Raw genomic sequence first — 17900 nt, forward strand, 5'->3', positions numbered from 1 at the left:
GGGCGGGTTCAGTGACAAATCCGCCGGGATCGGCACGATTCAAGCCCTCGCACTAGCAACCGGGTTCCTATTCGTCAGCCTGTATCACGGATTCTTATCGGGGTTGACGAGCCTGCTGTTCGGCGCCATCGCCGGGGTCAGTTCCCAGCAGCTTCATGTGCTGCTCATCGCCGCACTGGTGTGCTTGATCATGATGGCCGCGATTGGGCGGCCACTGGTGTGGGCCTCGATCGACCCTGATGCGGCCTCCGCCAACGGCGTCCCGACTCGACTCGTCGCCGCGCTGTTCCTGTTGGTGCTCGGCGTCACCGCGGCCGGTGCCAGCCAGATCACCGGCAGCCTGTTGGTGTTCGCGCTGTTAGTGGCCCCGCCCGCGGCCGCGTTCCACTTCACCGCCCGACCCGCGATGGGCATCGCCATCTCGGTCTTCATTGCGGTCTGCGTGACCTGGGTCGGCATCGGCTGCGCGTTCTATTCGCCGTATCCGATCGGGTTCTGGGTGAGCAGTTTCGCTTTCGGCATCTATCTGCTGGCCGCCGGCTACCGAGCGAGCGTCGAGCGGACCCTTCGGCGGACCGATCGACGGCACTTCACGGGTCGCCCCGCGGTGGCGGCATGACGATCGTCGACGGGCGCGCCAGTGGGTCAGGCCCGCTGACCGGTTTCGCGAACATGCTGAGCCAGCCGTTTATCACCCACGCGCTGGTGGCCGGGACCGCGGTGGCGGTGGTGTGCGGGCTGGCCGGCTACTTCCTGGTGCTGCGCGGCCAGGTATTCGCTGGCGACGCGCAAGGACACATCGCCTACACCGGCGCCATGGCGGCGCTGGTGGCCGGCCTGGACCCCCGCGTCGGATTGTTCGCCGCCACCATCGTGGCCGGAGTCGCCCTCGGTGTAATCAACCGTCGCGGCGCCGACGACGTCGCGATTGGCTCGTTTTTCTCCTGGATACTCGGGTTGGGCGCGCTGTTCTTGACCTACTACACCACCCACGGCAGCGGCATTAACGGCACAGCCAACGTTAATGTCTTGTTCGGCAGCATCTTTGGAATCGGCGACCAGGCGAGGACCCTGGCGGTGGCCGTCGCCGCCGGGTTGGGCGTCGTGCTGATCGTGATCGCAAGACCGCTGCTGTTTGCCACTATCGATCCGGCCGTCGCCCAAGCTTCTGGCGTGCCGACCCGGCTGCTGAGTGCGCTTTTCCTGGTGGTTGTCGGTGCTACCGTCGCCGAGGCCACCCAAATCATTGGTGCGCTCGTCGTGCTCGGCCTGCTCGCTGCGCCGGCCGCCGCCGCCGCGCGGCTGACAACTCGTCCCTGGCACGGATTCTGGCTGTCCGCGGTGTTGGCCACCGCCGTGATCTGGATTGGCGTCAGCATCGCCTATGCCATCCCGCAAGCGCCGGCCACCTTCACCATCATGAGCACCGCCGCGACGATCTACCTGATCGCTGCCGTGATAGGCGCCCGAGGCCGCCAGCCACGGCTTGCATCGGCGGCGCCATAACGCAGGAAGTCTTAGGAGCGCAACGATGCCCAGGCCGCCGGTGCCACGCCAGACCCGATTGACCGCCCAACAACGAGCGGTGCTCCACCTGCTGCAGCACAGCGACCGCTTCCGTGGTGCCCAAGAACTCCACCTCGATCTCCATCAACGCCACGGCGTCCGGATCGGGCTGGTGACCGTTTACCGGATCCTGCGCACGTTCGCCGACAAGCAAATCACCGAAACCCAGCGCGCCGAAGACGGTGAGACGCTTTACCGGCTGCGCACCACACCAGGGCACCGCCACTACCTACTGTGCCGAAGGTGCGGGCGGGCGATCGGATTCACCGCCGGCGAATTTGAAAATGTCACAAGCCAACTCGCCGAGCAAAACCGCTACACCGACGTCGTCCACCAGATCGACTTCTACGGAACCTGCCCACGATGCACCGAAATCTGAACGCGGCCCACCGGCGTCTCTATTGGCATTTGGATGTCTCGAAACAGAGCACATACGAGACGCTCAAGGGAGGGGTGGCCGGTTCCGAGTTCTTCCTGGTCGCAGTGTCTCGAAATTCCGTCTCATTTAAGGTGTCTCAGGACACCGTCTTAAAATGGACGGCGACCGGGCGAAGCGACGTGTTGACTGCACCAACCGCCTCCCCGCGAATTAACCGATTACGTCCGTCAGATGTACCCGGTTGCCGTTCGGGTCCCTAGTGCGGAGCCTCCTCACACCGGGGATCTCGTATTCGATGCCAAGACGGGTGAGTTCCGCTGCGACGGTTGCGACATCGGTGACCCGGAATCCCAACTGCACCCTAGTGGTTGGTCTGTTGCCCGCAGGAAAGAGCTGGAGAACGGTACTGGTCTTACCGATGTGACCGTCGGCCGATTGTGGTCGGCCTTGGGGATCATCGTTGAACAGTGCTATGCCGATAGCGCGGGAGAACGCTGCGGATTCCTCCACATCGTTGACAAGCAGGGTGAGTTCCAGCAGCGAGTGTGTCAGCATGGCGCGAGTGTGGCAGGACCGTCCGACAATTCGTGGCTAAGCAACTTGTTTCGACTTCCCGATTTCGCGAAGGCGTGACTCACCGTCTGCGCTGGCCGAGTTGAAAACCTATGTGCGCGATGCTGAACCAAACCGTCCTCGTCAGCTATTGGGATCGCGTAACGTCACTCATCGGCAGGCGAGTCGCTTTGACTGCAAATCAGGCGGTCGTCCCAGCAGTTCTTGGTCAGGGGGTGTGCCGAGGTTGGCAGGTAAGAGTTATCAGGAGGAGCCGGGTGACGACATCCGGGAATCGATCTGGGAAACCGGGCGATTGTCAGCGCTCCAGATGTTCCGGGTGGCAGCATGGAAATCCGCGCGCGGACTCCCGTCGCTCACTCTCAACACAGAGGACGCCATCGCTACCCGGACCGCCGCTGCTATGAGCGCAATTGCATCTTGGCGCGACAGGAACGTGCTTAAAGAGGAAGTAGATTGGGGCGTCTGGCGCAGCGCGGCAGCTACCGCAATCGGATCGAAGGCCGACCGCACGGGCCTTCTTGGCCTCGAAGGATTCGGCTACCCCATGGCTTCGGCTTTTCTCTCGTTTCTGGTTCCTACGGCCTTCCCCGTGATTGATCGTTGGACAGTCGAAGCTGTATACGGGGCCAACATTGTGAAGAAAACAGGCGTATGGCACCGATCTCGGGTCTATGCACACTTCGCTCAGGAACTTGTCGAACGACAAGACCTTTTCGCCGACGCCCAGAACATCCACCGCGTCGATCAGACCGTCATGAACCGGGCCATGGCTTGCCGCCATAGCGAACGGCCCTGCGTCTGCTACCCCTCCTGGCCGGTTGATCCGCCCAAAGCATAAGGAGCGTCTATTCGGCACCCTCCGTGGTTCTGTCTGTAACCTGCTTGCGCAAGGCTCGCTCCGACCTGTCGGTCTGCTAGAGCAGCCTTGCTGTCGGTACCCACGCCTAGGGTGTTCGGCGTGGAATCCGATGATGTTGTGGACCCTGGTGACGCAGCAATCCAGGCACTACTGGCCCTCACTGCGGAGAACACCCAAGATACTGAGAAACGTGAGCTTCTGTTCGAAGCCATCTTGACCCTTCCATCGTTGAAGGAGTGGCCGACGGACTGGCGGGAAAAGCTTTTGGAGACTTGTCAGTTCATCCTCAGCCTCGCCCGGGGATCGCACGAACAGAGTGATTGAGAGTGCCGACGATAAGTGGTATTATTAGACGTGCTAAAAATCGATCCGCTTACCGTCGCGCCGCCCCGAGGTGGGCTTTGCGTCGGCTACGTGCGGGTTAGCACAATCGCTCAAACACTAGAGCAGCAGAACGCGGCCCTCACTGCTGCTGGTGTAGCGAAGACGTTCTCCGACACTATGTCTGGCGCTCGGGACGACCGTCCAGGCCTTGCTGCACTCCTCGATTACGTCCGCGAGGGCGACACCGTCGTCGTGTGGAAGCTGGATCGGCTGGGCCGCAACACGCTTCATGTCCTGGAAACGGTTAAGGCTTTGACCGACCGGGGAGTGACTCTGGTATCGACTTCTGACGGGATCGACTCATCGACTGCGGCTGGCCGCATGATGATTGGGGTCTTGGGATCCCTCGCAGAATACGAACGCGAGCTGGTTAAGGAACGCACGGCGCTTAAGCGGGCGATGTCGTTGGCGAATGGCACCAAGTTTGGGCGGCGGAAGAAAGTCGCCAACCCGAGTCACATCTCTACGGCCAGACGAATGAAAGACGACGGTCACACCGCGCGCGACATCGCCAAGTACCTCGGGGTCAGCCGCGCCACGCTCTATCGGTATCTGGCCGAGGCAGCTGCGTAGTACCCAGCGCGGGAACGGTTCCCCCGGCGGGGGTGACGCATTCCCCGAACGGGGGATAAACGTGAAGTTGCATTCCCCGAGCGGGGTACTGCTTTCCCCCATCGGGGGTGCTGCTTTCCCCGGACGGGGGAGTGCCGAGACAATCCCTAGCGAAAGGGGATTGGGCGCGCATTTACGAACTCCTCGTAGCCCTACTACACCAAGCCCACATATCGGTGGGTGAAAGGAGACTCTGCCTATGAAATTATCCGTCGCGCAACTTGACCGGGCCTGCGGCACCCTGCTGGGCACAGCTGCCGGAGATGCACTTGGCGCGCCCTACGAGTTCGGCCCGCCGCGAGGACCCGAGCTGGAAGTCGCCATGAATGGTGGTGGGCCGTGGGAGCCCGGTGAGTGGACTGACGACACGGCGATGGCCATCGCCATCGCCGAAATCGCTTCCGCTGGGGCGGATCTGCGCGAGGAAACGGCGCTCGATGCCATCGTTCAGCGTTGGCACGAGTGGATGCAGACAGCCAAAGACGTAGGCATCCAGACCAGCCAGGTCTTAAGGGCTGCGGCCTCAGGTGGTCTGAGCGCTCAGGCTGCGCGCGAGGGCTCGGCAACGCTGCACCACCGCACAGAACGCACAGCGGGCAACGGATCTCTGATGCGAACCGCGCCAGTCGCTTTGGCCTATCTTGACGACGAGACTGGCCTCGTCGACGCAGCGCGAACGGTGAGCGAGCTGACGCACTTCGACCCCGAGGCGGGCGACGCCTGCGTGCTGTGGTGTCTGGCGATCCGCCACGCCATCCTCACCGGCATTATCGATGCACGTATTGGCCTATGCCATCTACCGGTTGAACGACAAGAAATGTGGGCAGCACGTCTCGAAGCAGCAGAGAATGCCCGACCAGCCAGCTTTCCCAACAATGGCTGGGTTGTTACGGCGCTGCAGGCTGCGTGGTCGGCAATAGTCACCACGCCGGTCCCGACCGACGATCCTGCAGCCGGAATCTTCCGGGCCGATTACCTCCGCTTGGCGCTAGACGCTGCCGTCCGGTGTGGGAATGACACTGACACGGTGGCCGCCATCGCGGGCGGGTTGCTCGGCGCTGCCTATGGTGCATCGGCTGTCCCGGCGCAGTGGCGTCGCCTCCTGCATGGCTGGCCAGGAATGCGGAGTCGCGATCTCATCGCGTTGGCCACCCGAATGGTAAAAGAGGACGAGCCCTTTAGCTATGACCTCTTGTCGATGACTCCAGTCCAGCATCCGCATGATGATGGAGTCTGGTTGGGCGATGTTGCAGCGCTACAGGGCCTGCCGCCGGGTGTGAATGCGGTGGTGTCCCTATGTCGAGTGAAGGACAATGACCTACCGTCGGGCGTGGACCAGATCGACATCCGGCTCATCGACATCGAAGGCGAGGACGCCAACTCCAACCTCGACTTCGTGCTCACCGACACTGTGCGGCTCATCGAACAGCTGCGCAACGAGGGGCGCACGGTGCTCGTGCACTGCGTGGGTTGCCGGAGCCGCACACCGGCCGTGGCAGCACTTTACGGAGCGCGCAAACTCGGCGTCAGTGGCAGGCTGGCGCTGCAGGAGATCACCGCGGTGTTGCCGGACGCATGGCCGAACAGTGACTTTCGGAAAGCGATAATCCGATTAGCACCGTGAGTTCCCGCCAGCAATGACCGTCTGCGCAGCGCCTGAGAGATGGAGCAGAGGACCCGCATCAGCCGAGCCGGTTCAGGCCGGACTGATGTCAGGAACGACGTGGCCCGCTCTTGGCCTGCCACACCCAGCCAGGAAGCCCTTCGAGTAGCTCTTCACGATTGGCAGCGAGTATCCCTTTCCGGTAATAGGCGCGCTGTGTGCCGACCCAGCTACCGAGGCTGTACCCCCTTTCGTCGACATAGGATTTGGGCACAAGGGCGTCACCATTGCGCTCGACGTAGGCCTCCAGCCGAGCAAAACCTTCCGGCCACTTATCGACGACTGTCCATTGCCACCCGGATACTTTTTCGAGCCGATGTACACGGTCGGTCTCTAGGGTGTTCTTGCGGTATTTGAGGCGTTGTTGACCGACCCACGCGCCGAGCCGGTACCCGTCGGGGGCTTTGTAAGACTGCGAGATAAGGGCGTCACCATATTCCTGGACGTAGACCCGAAGGTGGTCGTAACCCGCCTCCCACCTGGCATCGTGGATGGCGTCCCACGTCCAGCCGGGCAGCTTTTGGAGGCGGCGTACCCGATCAGCGCTGAGGGTGCCCTCTGCACGCCATTGGCGTTGCCGCGCAGCCCATTTACCCAGCGGGTAGCCCTCCGGAGTGACATAGGTCTTCGGAGGGCGAGCGCCGTAGCGTTTCAGTTGGTGAAAGCCCTCTTCCCACCGGGCGTCGCGTGTATTCCAAGCCCAGCCCGGTAGCTCCTCAAGCCGGCGTCGCCGACCGAGGTCGAATGAACTTTCTGCAAATTGGTTGCGCTGCGTCTGGACCCATGTGCCCAGTTGGAACCCGTTGGCGGTGCGATAGGACTGTGGGACTCGAGAATTGCCGTGTCGGTTGACATAGGCAACGAGTTCATCGAAACCATCCTCCCACCAGTCGTCGCGCGCCGACCATGTCCAACCGCGCAATTCTTCGAGTCGCTTTCTGCGATCAGCGGAGAGTTTGTCTGCGGCCTCGAGTCGGCGCTGGTTGTTGATCCACGTACCGAGCCGGTAGCCGTCGATGGTGCACGACTGCGGGACGCGAGAGTGGCCGTGTCGCTCGATGAACTGTTCTAACAAACCGAACCAGAACTCCCAGGTCGCCGTGGTCTGCTCCACGAGGCGCACGTCGAAGGCGCGAGCGAAATCGACGCCAACCCGCGTGGGTAGGTCGAGATGGATCTTGCCGGGGAGGCGTGGCCGTTGGCCGCGCCGACCCAATTGCCGTCGGAGTTCATCTAATTCCTCGCCGAGTTGGTCGTCGTGTGACCGCAGCGCCTTGATCACATCCCACACTGGCTTGAACGCCGAACTATCGAGAACGACCTCAGGGTCGTTGCTGTTGCCGATAAACACTGGAATGACGATGGTGCCGACTGTCTTATCTGCGGAGAGCCTGATCGCCCGGCCTACAGCCTGGACGATGTCGACTTCAGACCGGCGTGGATCGATAAACGCAACCCCATCGAGGGTGGGAACATCGACGCCTTCCGCTAAGCAGCGCGCGTTGGCCAGGAGTCCCCGGTCGGCGTCTTCGAGTCGTCTAAGACGCTGGAGCAGCACGTAGCGATCTCCGGCTGGCATTTCGCCCGAGGTGTGCGCAGCCCATAGTCGTCCTCTAGGGCGGTGCCGGGCCGGCATCCATGCCAGCACGTCCGGTAGGCAGGCGGCGAAGTCCCGCGCGCGCTTCACCCGCGAGTGAAACGAGATCACGCGATGCAGGTCGTACTTCCGCATGGCTTTCGCCAGCCCGATCTGGCCCGCGAGGGTGGCGGCATCGGTGACCTCCACGCCGTCGCGGGTGACCAGTGCGCCGTTTTCCGCCCACTTTCTGTATGTCGCGTCATCGACGCCGATGATCGCAACTTGGTAGTCCGTCAATAGATCACGTTCGATGGCTTCTCCGAAGCCAAGACGATAGAACACGATGCCGAACTTCTTGGGGTCATCCATCGAGGCGTATTCGAAATCTGATTCCTCGGCAGCTTTCAATACGCGCCCGGTGAAGTAGCGTGGGGTCGCCGTCATGAACAACCGCCGCTTCGCCTTGATCTCCGCCGGATCGAGAACGGTGGCGAAGTCCGACGAAACCGGTCCCGCGCAGCGATGTGCCTCATCGGCGATGACCAGGTCAAATTCAGGAATCCGTCCCAGGGCGAACGCCTTCGCGATTTGCGGTGACGACTGGTACGTGGCGAATACCACGCGGGGACCGCGCCGTTTACTGAGAAATGCCGCGATGTCCGCGGGATCTGTCGTCACGGGAACTCCGAGGTCGCTGGTGTGCAACAGCGCCACGTCGTCGTCCGCGTTGGCAACCGTGTCGTCGGAGCAGACAGGCAGCGACGCGAACTCGGTGATGCAGTTGGCGCGCCACGCATTCAAAGTTTGCTTGAGCAGCGATAGTGACGGCACCAGGACGAGGGTGCGGGTCGTCTCCAACTGCTCATGGATGAACAGTGCGGTGAGGGTCTTTCCCGTTCCGCACGCCATGATGAGTTGCCCGCGATCCGCGGACTCGAATCCCTTGAGCACCTTCGTGATCGCCGACCGCTGATGCTTTTGGGGGCGGGCGGGCCTACGCGGTCGAGTGGGACGGAGTTCCATAGGGGAACCGGGCCAGTCGACATCGGCAGCTTGAAGATCGTTTAGCCGGAAGAATGTGACCCGCTTCTCCTGGTCCTGCACGGTGCGCTCGCCGATGCGGTCGATAAGGTTGCTTGTGGCGATTAGCATGCGGTAGGTGAACACCTCGCGCCCGGACTCGGCGAGGAACTTGTTCACGTCGCGCTTGGTGACGCGGTACGCGGGGTCATACGCCTTTGCCTGGATCGCCCACATGTTTCCGGTGTGGTCCTCGGCCACCAGGTCGATGCCGGCGTCACCGCCCCATCGGCCTGTCCATTCGTCCCACAGCCAGACGCGGCGGAGTTCGCGTTTGTAGACTGGGTCGTTGGTCAGGAACCACTTGCAGATGTGCTCGAACTGCTTGCCCTTGATGTTGTCGTCATGGTCCAACTGCTCAAAAAGCTCAGCAAATGTAGTCATTATTTCTGTTGGCCTTAGAAGGTTGCCAGGAGCTTGTTGAGATTCCTCGCGAGCGAGGTGCATTGCGACGTGTGTCCGAGTCGGGCAGGGGCATGGTCCTCGCCAATTGGCCGCTCACGAGCTGAAGCCACTTGGGGGTTCTGAACGGTTGACAATGTGTAGTCCGTAGAGCACTTGAAGTTCCACCACAGAGCTACCGAGTATCAGAGGCCCGAAAAGCTCGGACACCACGAAGGCGGGTGCGTCGCTGCTGGTCGGCTTCAGACCGAACTTCCGGATCGCAGTCAATGTGTGCAGGTCGGCGGCATCGCAATGGGCCAGTACCGTCCAACGCCCTGGGTCAATGGCGTCTTCGGCGGGTGTGCCGGATTGCAGTTCGACTATGGATGAGGCTTTGCTGATTTGGTTTACGCCTTGTGGATTGACTGGGGCCGCATCGTCGGAGACAACCACTACATGACTATCGAGAACGGCTCGTGCACCCACTCTCCTCGCGGCATCGGTAAAGTAGCCACCCCTATAGCGCAACCCGCGATGGGCTTCAATGAGGTCACGCATGTAAGACGATAGTCGCCCCAACGACGCAATCAGTTGGTCCCGGTTGACGCTATCCTGCGGCAATAGGTAGTCATCGTCCCGCCCCTGCTTTGCGTGCATTAAGGCGCACCGCTCGCGCTGATACATGTGCTTGTAGATCCACTTCTCGTGATTCTGTATTCCAGGTGGCGTAAGGCTCGCGAGTGGCACCAGCTTCCCCGCTTCGCTCAAAGCAGCCTTAAACCAAACGCGTTCGGGTTCCGGCTTCGCTGGATCAGAAAGGTTCGGAGATCGAAGGCCAAAGCACCTGCGGCGGTGCGCTACATGAGGCGGGGGAGGCGCTCCCGCTTGCGGGGGATGAATGTCGCTTAGCAAGCACTCGAACGCGAGAAAGAGATTTCGGTATGAGTCATAAAGGTCATCCGATGTCCGGGACATCCTGATGAACCTGTACGTATCGTGAATCATCGGTGTCGGCGGTTGCGGCGAGGGAACGACTTCTCCCTGTGCATCAATCACAGTCGCCTCGGCGCGCATCGTTATCGATTGTGAAGGTGACAAACTCGTTGCTCGCATAACTACGCCACCCGCTTTGCGGTCGGGCCACCAAACAAGACAGTCTCCAAAAGCTTCGCGAATAGCACAGTCGGCCAGCCCCTGGACACACAGTAAGTCCAACCCTCTGTTAGCCGTCGCCAAGGCGGTCTCGAACGTAGAGTCGAAATTCTTTGCCTTCGACGGACCGCGTGTAATTACGACTTCAACACCACCCACAACGGTGGTGGTCCACCCATTGACTGAAACTGACTCGGTGAAAGGCGGCGGCTTACGGAGAAGAAATACGGCACCGTGTCGCCATGCGTCTCCCGTGTCTTGGAGCGCCACTCCCGCGTAGTCTCCGACCGTCATGTCGCGAGTATGCAGAGCCACGCTGCCTTCTTCATGAAAATAAGAGCCCCGGCAGGAGACTGTCAGCTTTCAGTGCCTTTGTCGTCGTCCAGTCGAATGACCCTGGTGCGGTCAGTTGGGGCTTCGGCAGAAGCAGTCGTTGCCGAAGCCGAGGCAGTGATAGCAAAGGCTAACCCGGCAAATTCGCTGGTCGTGCATCGTTCGGTACCGCCTCAAAACCTCAGCACCGCCAGATCAACGTCGCAGCCAACACCGCGGCGGGCAGGCCCGGCGCAGCCAGCGGACCAACGTCAATCGGTTGTCGCTGGTGTGCGCTAGCCTCCGGCGCATGCCTTGTTTGCAGTGGTTGAGTATCACGTTGCAATTCGTCGGCGCTCTTGTGACCGTTGGCGGTCTGACGTGGGCCTGGCTCAGGGCGACGCGGTTTCGGGAGCGCAGCTGGCCGCGGATAGTAGATGCGCTGCGCCAGGTCTACTACAGGGTTCGCGGAGCCCCCGTTGTCACCGGCACCTCCCACGTAACACTGCAACCGATGAGTACCGCAATGGGAATGAGGGGCCTCGCTCCGCGTGTCCGTCTCCGAGATGGCTCGGTGGAGCAACGGCTTAACGTCTTAGAGCAGGTAGTTGATCGGCTAATCGATGAGGACATCCCGCCGATACTTTGGGATGTCGACGAACTGAGGGACGGGGTTGAGGTGGCGCGTGCGCTGGCGAAATCCGAGGCAGCAAATTCAATCGCAGAGGCGCGACACGCTATCGCTGACCTCCAAAAGAACCTTGACCGCACTCAGACGCTAGATCTGCGCTGGGCCATCGGAGGCCTAGTAGTCTCAGCCGTCGGAACCTTCCTTCAGTACTGGATTTGAGCGGCGGGAAGACGTTCGCGACACGAATATTAGGCACTTCCGCTGCCAATGCATTCCCGTCTCCTTGCGCAAATCAGGAAAGGGCCGATAGAGAGCCGGCCTTGATTTTCTGACCGTCCGCAGATCGTCCGCAACAGAGCTGACAACGGCTTTCGTTAGTTAACACAACCAACTCTCTGACCAGCACTTCCCCAACGCAATCAACACAGCTCGATTCACCAAACGTCAAGAAAGGCGGACTGTAAATCCGTCGCGAAATCTAGGAAGCGACGGAGCTGATTGCTCGCTTGGTGTTCCCGGCATGCGCAGAAAGCGCCAGCAAACACGATTTCGACCGCAGCCTGACCCCAATTTTGACCCCAACTGGGTCCCGTGCAGGCAAATGCACCGGGATGCACAAAGGTGCTTGAACTGCACCGATGCACTTCTGTGCACATCACGACACGCCAAGACGAAGTCTGGGGGTCAAGTGGTCGCAGGTTCAAATCCTGTCAGCCCGACACAACTCGGAGGTAATTGGGCATGCCGATGCCACCTCGACCGTTATCTGCGGCTCGCTGCGCGCCGACCCGCGCCGACAACGCCTGCGGAGATCGGATTCTCAATATGCGTTGCGGCACTTAGCGAAAACGCTGACATTTCAGCACGGACGGATCGGGTGAGCACCGGGGGCGCCGAGCTGCACTTCCATGGGCACCGACAGACGAACCTGGCGAAGGTCGCATTGCCCTGGAAATGAATTTCGGCAATCCTAGGCGGTTCGAGGCGGCTTTCTCCAGCAAAGGCACCGCCCGTTGGGCCCCGAATTGGAGCTATCGTAAATCCTTTTTAAAAGCCCGCTGATGTATTCCGTCCGCCAGGCGATCGCGATAAAATCCGAGCGTTGGCGATACCTGCCAACCCCCCCAGATGAAAGGCGCGTCCGATGAACGCGAATAGCACTAAGCGACGGATGTTGAGAGCTAGCGCAGCGGCCGCGACACTGGTTGCAGTGTTGCTGGGATCGACGGGGTGCATGGTAACTTGCAGCGGCACGTTACCGGGGACGGTAAATTGTCAGTGAAATGACATCGGAGGCCTCACGAACGGCGTTGACCGCGTAGGCCTTAACCCAACTTTCCGCAAGCCCGAGCAGCCGTTGTCCTAGCCTGCTCCCAAGTCAGCGGCCGAATAAGGTCTGCTTCGGTAAAGGGCTTCCTCTAACACCGAATGTCAACTCAGCATGAAGTGTCGGTGGCCCTACTAGCGCGGCATTCCCGCGGTGCGCTAGGTTGCGTAATTGTCGTTGCGTCAGCCAACATACGTTCCATTAATGTTGGCCAACATACGTGCGATTAGTAGCGCCGCACCGCGAGGCCGTAATAGCCACTGCGCTGGACCGCATGCCGGTCTACGGCTCGAAGGCCGGAAGAACAGTCCCGGAATCGCGAATCTCCCAGATGCTTTTTTTGGTCACACCATCGAAGTTGATCTTGTCCAGCGTTTCTCGCGAATACGTCAGGTCGATGGCGACCTGAGTCGAGGTGTTTCCGTACGGGTCGGTCATCGGGAAGGTGCCCTGCACGTTCACCGCGGACGCGTCAGGGTAGGTGGCCTTCGCGTATTTGAGAATGTCGATCGTGTCCGACCGGGCACCGTCTTTGATCATCCGCTCGGTGTAGTTGTCACGAATAGCGAATCGGGCGTCAACCACGCCGCCGTTCGGGCCGGGAGCAAGGGTGAAGGTGACGCCATCCGGCCTCTTGGGGCCGGCCGGTGTCGACGGCGCGTCCTGGGGCGGCACCGCCGGTCCCTCCATGGCCGGACTGCTCGACGGGCTGGACAAGCTGTCCTTCTTGGGGTCGAAAACCCAGGTTTTGCCGATGAAGACAAGGAGAACCAGGGCGCAGAGCGCCGCCAGGGCCACGGCGGCCTTTCCGGAGGTGCCCTTGTTCGGCGTTTCTTTCGCGAACGTATGCGGCGCTTCGGTGGTGAACGCGTATTCGCTGGTCCAGGTAGTGCCGTCGAAGTACCGTTGCAGCCCGTGGCCTACCCCTGCGGGGTCGGGGTACCAGCCCGGCGCCGATTGCGGCGGGGGCGGCGCCTGTTCAGATGGCATCTACCCATTTTCGTAGTGACAGGGTCATCGCGGCTACCCGTCCTCGCGGTCCGGCTCGGTGAGTTCCGGCGCGTTCTCGCGAGTCGCCATTCCCCCTTCGCGCCCGTGGTCCGCCGGACCGGGTCGGCCACCCTTGGCCTCGTCGTCGTCCTTCTCCGAATGCTTCGCCATCGCAACCTCCTTCGACGGAAGGACTACCCGCAGCGGCACAATCTGAAGATCCAGCAAAGCAAACTGGATCACGAAAGGCCGCCCTGCCAACACGAGGCTCTCGACGCGGGCGAAAGCCGCCCGCGGCTACCAGCCGGCCAGCGCAAGCGCGGCGAAAATGTGAATACGTTGGACGCCGCACTGCGTCAGGGTGAGCGAACGCCTTGATCCGCTGAACTACGGCGCTTTCCGGAGGTCGGCGAGTGAGTTCCGTAGTCCACCGTCCAACCGGATCTGGGCTGCTGCCACCGCGATCATGATCGCCGCCGTCACCAGGTGGACTATCGCATCGGTGACGTTGTTGGGAAAGTTGAACACGAAGGCGACCTGATGAGAGAAGAAGGCCCAAATGCCCGGCAGCGCACCGGCTATGGCGGCGAGCAGCAGATACAACACGGACCACGACTTCCGCACCGCGAACACCAGGCCCGGGGCGAATAAGGCCAAACCCGCGACGGCGTGCCAGCCGTTGTAGTCCATTCCGAGCAGCTGCACGGTCGGCGCGTTGGGCCCGATCGCGAAGCTGGGATTGATGATGAAGCCGACCACCGCCTGAACGACGTGAACAACACAGATGATCAGCAGCCCGATCTGGGCGAAACTCCACCTCACGATGCACCCCTTGTGCGCGGCAAGATGGCCAGAATACTACGTTCTGTAGTAGCCGTTTGCAACGCAGGCAGCCGCTACGCCGTGCCGTCCCGTTCGATCCACCGGGTAAGCGCATCTTCAAGCGCGGTCGCGACGTCCACACCGGCGCTCTGGGCGGCCTGCTCAAATCGCTCGACCAAGTCGGTGCGAACTGAGGCGCCCAACCTGGAGAACGGTGGTTTTGGCTTTGGCGGCAGGTCTACCGGCACGTGTCGCGCGACAGACGCGTCGATGATTTCGCGAAGTGCCGGTATCTGATTGAGCAAAGTGTCGAGATCGTCGCGTTCTATGCGCAATAACTCGGTCGGCCCCATCGTCGTCACGGTGGCAGAGCGCAGTCTCCCACGGTGCAGCGCCGATTCGCCGATCACCTCGCCCGGCCCCAGCGCCGCGACGCGGTCCGAGCCGACGTACACCCCTACCTCCCCGCTGAGCAGGATGTAGCAGGAGTCCGACGGAGTTTGCTCATGAATCAACGGCAACGGGGCCGACGTCGAAGTGCGATGAGCTGCTCCGGCGAGACGCTGTAACTCAGCATCCGAGAACTTACCGAATGTCTCGTACTGGCGTAGCCGACGAGCGTCTTCCTCAGATCGCTTCGCGTCTGCCTTCATAGCGGACTCCTGAGGTGCGATGTGCCGCTGACATCGACGAGCGTAACGCGCGCCGACAGAACACGATGCGGTATTGCGAACGCGGAGAGCGACTGCGTCAGTTTCGACCGGGAAGCCTCATCACCGCCCGCACGATGGGCAGGAGCGATTTCTGCCAAAGTGTCCCCGAAATGCCAAGCGGCGGATCGAGATTGAACACACGTGCGGTCGCGATCGTCTGCGATTCGGTGTACTTCAGCAGGCCTTCGGGGCCATGCCGGCGGCCGACGCCGGACTGGCCCATCCCGCCCATCGGCGCGCTGAGGCTGCCCCATGCGAATGCGTAGCCCTCGTTGACGTTCACCGTTCCCGACCGCAACCGCGCTGCGATCTGCTGGCCCTCTGCGGAGGAACCGGCCCACACACTGGCGTTGAGCCCGTACTCGGTGTCGTTGGCCTTCTCGACGGCTTCGTCCACGTCGGCGACCGGATAGATGGACACGACCGGCCCGAATGTCTCGTTGGCCGCGCACTGCATCTCGGGCGTGACATCGGTCAGGACCGTCGGCTCGTAGAACAACGGCCCGATGTCGGGTCGTGCCTTTGCGCCCGCAATCACCTTGGCGCCCTTGGCTTTCGCATCGTCAACGTGATCAGTCACGGCCTCCAGCTGGCCGGCGGAGATCAAGCTGCCCATGTCGACCGAGAAGTCATACGTGGTGCCCAGCTTCATGTTCCGCACCTGGGCGCCGAACTTGCCGATGAAATCGTCGGCGATGTCCTTTTCGACGTAGATCCGCTCGATCGAGATGCACAACTGGCCGGCGTTCGAGAAGCACGCACGCGTGGCCGCTTTGGCGGCCTTGTCGAGGTTGGCCCCGCGCGTGACGATCATCGCGTTCTTGCCCCCGAGTTCGGCCGAGAACCCGATCAGCCGCCGGCCCGCGTGTTCGGCGAGCTGTCTGCCCGTGGCGGTCGAGCCGGTGAACATCAGGTAGTCACAGTTGTCGATGATCGCGGTGCCCACCACCGAGCCCGGCCCGGGGACGATCGCATAGAGCGCTCGGGGCAGGCCGGCCTCGTACAACAGCTCGGCACACGCGAGCGCGCAATACGGGGTTTGGCTGTCCGGCTTGAGCACCACCGCGTTACCCGCCAGCAGCGCCGGCACCGAGTCGGACGCCGTCAGCGTCATGGGGTAGTTCCACGGCGAAATCACCCCAACCACGCCCTTGGGCTGGTAACCGACCGTCGTCTTGCCGATGCCGGGGAGCAGCGCCTGCACCGTGCGAGGCTTGAGCAGGTCCGCCGACACGCGCACGTAATAGTTTGCGTTCGCTATCAAGTCGACGATTTCCTCCTGTGCCGCCCACCGAGCCTTACCGGCCTCGGCTTGCAGGAGATCCATCAGGAACTCGCGGTTCTCGAAGACCAGGTCCCGATAGCGGCTGATGACGTCGATGCGCTCGGTGACCGGGCGGTTCGCCCAAGCGACCTGGGCCGCCCGCGCCTCGGCGAATGCGGCTTCGACATCCTCGGCCGTGCCGATCGGGATCGTGGTCAGCGGGTTGCCGTTGAAGACCTCGTCGATCGTTTTGGTCTGGCGTGCTGTGGTGTCCTTGATCGCGGCCAATTGGCGGAGGCGATCGAAGACCTCGGCAGACGGTACGGGCATGTCCTTACCTCTCGCAGAGCACGGGTGTTTAAAGACCAGACTATTGGCTCCGCAGAGCCAGGCCCGTGGGTGGACGCAATCGGTGCGCTCAGCTGCGGGTTAGACGCTTCGGCAAACGGGTCGTGGCATACGAGTGCGCAACCACGGTCGCTCCGAAGTGATCGCCCGAGAAATGGTCCGGGGGGTCAGCGCCGTGGAAACCGGCCTTCACCTCCGGCACCAGCAGGCGCTGCCACGGAGAACAGGCAACTGAAGCGCGCGATCGCTACCCGAGACATGATCGGCCAGGCCAAGGGCATGCTGATGGAGCGATTCAATATCGACGCCGATCGAGCGTTCGGTCTGTTGACCAGACTCTCGCAGGAGACCAACACCCGGGTCGGGGAGATTGCTCGCAACCTGGCTCAAACGCAGCACCCGCCACGTTCGTGCCGAGGCGCCCTTAAGACGCGCAAGAAGCCGGTCGGGCTCAGATATTAGTGGCGGCGTGCCCGAATCGATTGCGGCGCAACGCGAATGCGTGCGGTGGACCGAGCGGGTCGGCTGTCGATCTGGCGGGTAAGAACAGAACGCCCTGCTACCCTCCTTCAATGCAGTTCAGGACAGCTGCGATCGCTCAAGCAGCATTAGTCGTCGCAGGTTGCGGCGGTGGGTCAAACCCGACATCAGCTCCAACGGTGACCTCCACGCGAGACGTCACCCAAACCGTCACGGTGACGTTGCCACCGCCACCATTCACACCTAAGGCGATCATTGAAACCGATGGAACGTTTCGAGTGGGTACCGACATCGTGCCGGGCACGTACCGCTCGGGCGGCACCAGCCCTGAAGGTGAATCCGATTGCTATTGGGCGAGGCTGAGGAGTCTCAAACCGACCGACATCATCGATAGCGGCATCGGCACTGGTGCTCAGGTAGTGACGATCCAGCCGAGTGATAGAGCCTTCTTGACGCATAGTTGCCAGAGCTGGCAGAAACAGTGACCAACCGCCGAGGCCGTCACAGCTACGACCATCGCGGCGCTGCTGCCTAATCACGTTAAGACACAGCGGATTCGACAGTAACGATTGGCGAGCAGAGCGTGGACCACACCCCAACGGCGGCCTGATCCTCAGCTTTCGTCGGTGCGCGCCCTGTGTGGGACCATAGCTGAGGCGGTGAAGCCAAGTTTGCACTTGCTAATTGACTATGGCGAAAAGTCGCCAATAGCTCGGCGGGTGACTGTGCCGAAGGAGGCGGTCCCGCCACGAACGACAGCAGCCGTGCCCGGTGTCAGA

The 17900-nt window shown here is 61.7% G+C and carries 16 protein-coding genes and 1 pseudogene; 9 read left to right on the plus strand and 8 right to left on the minus strand.

Features of this window, described 5'->3' with window-relative positions; genetic code table 11:
* The 3 genes from A5753_RS07890 to A5753_RS07900 form a co-directional block, all read left to right on the plus strand.
* Positions 1–619 (plus strand): metal ABC transporter permease (locus A5753_RS07890; RefSeq protein WP_156656009.1); only part of this gene is annotated, 619 nt, incomplete at its 5' end.
* Complete coding sequence (locus A5753_RS07895) at positions 616–1506, plus strand: metal ABC transporter permease (RefSeq protein ID WP_082971216.1); 891 nt, start codon at positions 616–618, stop codon at positions 1504–1506. The genes A5753_RS07890 and A5753_RS07895, both read left to right, overlap by 4 nt.
* A gap of 25 nt (positions 1507–1531) precedes the next feature.
* Entirely contained in the window at positions 1532–1945 is a 414-nt protein-coding gene (locus A5753_RS07900; protein WP_082971217.1) for a Fur family transcriptional regulator, read from the plus strand.
* Positions 1946–2155: 210 nt separating this feature from the next.
* Here the strand turns inward: A5753_RS07900 and A5753_RS07905 are convergent, their stop codons facing one another.
* Positions 2156–2500 (minus strand): VOC family protein, encoded by a 345-nt coding sequence (locus A5753_RS07905; RefSeq protein WP_067125450.1) that lies wholly within the window; start codon positions 2498–2500, stop codon positions 2156–2158.
* A 244-nt stretch (positions 2501–2744) separates the two neighbouring features.
* Between A5753_RS07905 and A5753_RS07910 the strand changes: the two genes are divergently transcribed.
* The 4 genes from A5753_RS07910 to A5753_RS07925 all read left to right on the plus strand — a co-directional run bounded on the left by A5753_RS07910 (position 2745) and on the right by A5753_RS07925 (position 6000).
* Complete coding sequence (locus tag A5753_RS07910) at positions 2745–3359, plus strand: hypothetical protein (RefSeq protein WP_156656010.1); 615 nt, start codon at positions 2745–2747, stop codon at positions 3357–3359.
* A 120-nt stretch (positions 3360–3479) separates the two neighbouring features.
* Entirely contained in the window at positions 3480–3704 is a 225-nt protein-coding gene (locus A5753_RS07915) for a hypothetical protein (RefSeq protein WP_156656011.1), read from the plus strand.
* Between the two features lie 39 nt (positions 3705–3743).
* Complete coding sequence (locus A5753_RS07920) at positions 3744–4337, plus strand: recombinase family protein (protein ID WP_067125493.1); 594 nt, start codon at positions 3744–3746, stop codon at positions 4335–4337.
* Positions 4338–4575: 238 nt separating this feature from the next.
* Positions 4576–6000: an ADP-ribosylglycohydrolase family protein gene (locus A5753_RS07925; protein ID WP_067125460.1), complete on the plus strand. Its 1425-nt coding sequence runs from the start codon at positions 4576–4578 to the stop codon at positions 5998–6000.
* 88 nt (positions 6001–6088) lie between these two features.
* On the opposite strand, the gene A5753_RS07930 is transcribed toward A5753_RS07925, so the two are convergent.
* The 7 genes from A5753_RS07930 to A5753_RS07965 all read right to left on the minus strand — a co-directional run bounded on the left by A5753_RS07930 (position 6089) and on the right by A5753_RS07965 (position 16623).
* The gene (locus A5753_RS07930; RefSeq protein ID WP_082971218.1) at positions 6089–9082 is read right to left on the minus strand and encodes a DEAD/DEAH box helicase; all 2994 of its coding nucleotides are present in this window, start codon (positions 9080–9082) and stop codon (positions 6089–6091) included.
* A 114-nt stretch (positions 9083–9196) separates the two neighbouring features.
* The gene (locus A5753_RS24790) at positions 9197–9535 is read right to left on the minus strand and encodes a hypothetical protein (RefSeq protein ID WP_231990038.1); all 339 of its coding nucleotides are present in this window, start codon (positions 9533–9535) and stop codon (positions 9197–9199) included.
* Between the two features lie 3251 nt (positions 9536–12786).
* A complete protein-coding gene (locus A5753_RS07945; RefSeq protein WP_067125471.1) occupies positions 12787–13494 on the minus strand; it encodes a DUF2510 domain-containing protein in 708 nt (235 codons plus the stop codon).
* Between the two features lie 33 nt (positions 13495–13527).
* A complete protein-coding gene (locus tag A5753_RS24540) occupies positions 13528–13665 on the minus strand; it encodes a hypothetical protein (RefSeq protein ID WP_197694624.1) in 138 nt (45 codons plus the stop codon).
* 216 nt (positions 13666–13881) lie between these two features.
* Positions 13882–14316, minus strand: a complete 435-nt coding sequence (locus tag A5753_RS07955; RefSeq protein ID WP_067125477.1) for a DUF4383 domain-containing protein — start codon at positions 14314–14316, stop codon at positions 13882–13884.
* Between the two features lie 74 nt (positions 14317–14390).
* Positions 14391–14969 (minus strand): cyclic nucleotide-binding domain-containing protein, encoded by a 579-nt coding sequence (locus tag A5753_RS07960; protein ID WP_067125480.1) that lies wholly within the window; start codon positions 14967–14969, stop codon positions 14391–14393.
* Positions 14970–15066: 97 nt separating this feature from the next.
* Positions 15067–16623, minus strand: a complete 1557-nt coding sequence (locus A5753_RS07965; RefSeq protein WP_067125484.1) for a succinic semialdehyde dehydrogenase — start codon at positions 16621–16623, stop codon at positions 15067–15069.
* Positions 16624–16807: 184 nt separating this feature from the next.
* Between A5753_RS07965 and A5753_RS07970 the strand changes: the two are divergent.
* Together A5753_RS07970 and A5753_RS23720 are read left to right on the plus strand one after the other, a co-directional pair.
* A pseudogene (locus A5753_RS07970) lies at positions 16808–17103 on the plus strand (ANTAR domain-containing protein); the annotation flags it as partial.
* A 110-nt stretch (positions 17104–17213) separates the two neighbouring features.
* Positions 17214–17606 carry a hypothetical protein gene (locus A5753_RS23720; RefSeq protein ID WP_082971220.1) on the plus strand — a complete coding sequence of 131 codons (393 nt, stop codon included), beginning with the start codon at positions 17214–17216 and terminating at the stop codon, positions 17604–17606.
* Positions 17607–17900 lie beyond the last annotated feature (294 nt).

The organism is Mycobacterium sp. 852002-51971_SCH5477799-a (assembly GCF_001667145.1).
GTDB lineage: Bacteria > Actinomycetota > Actinomycetes > Mycobacteriales > Mycobacteriaceae > Mycobacterium.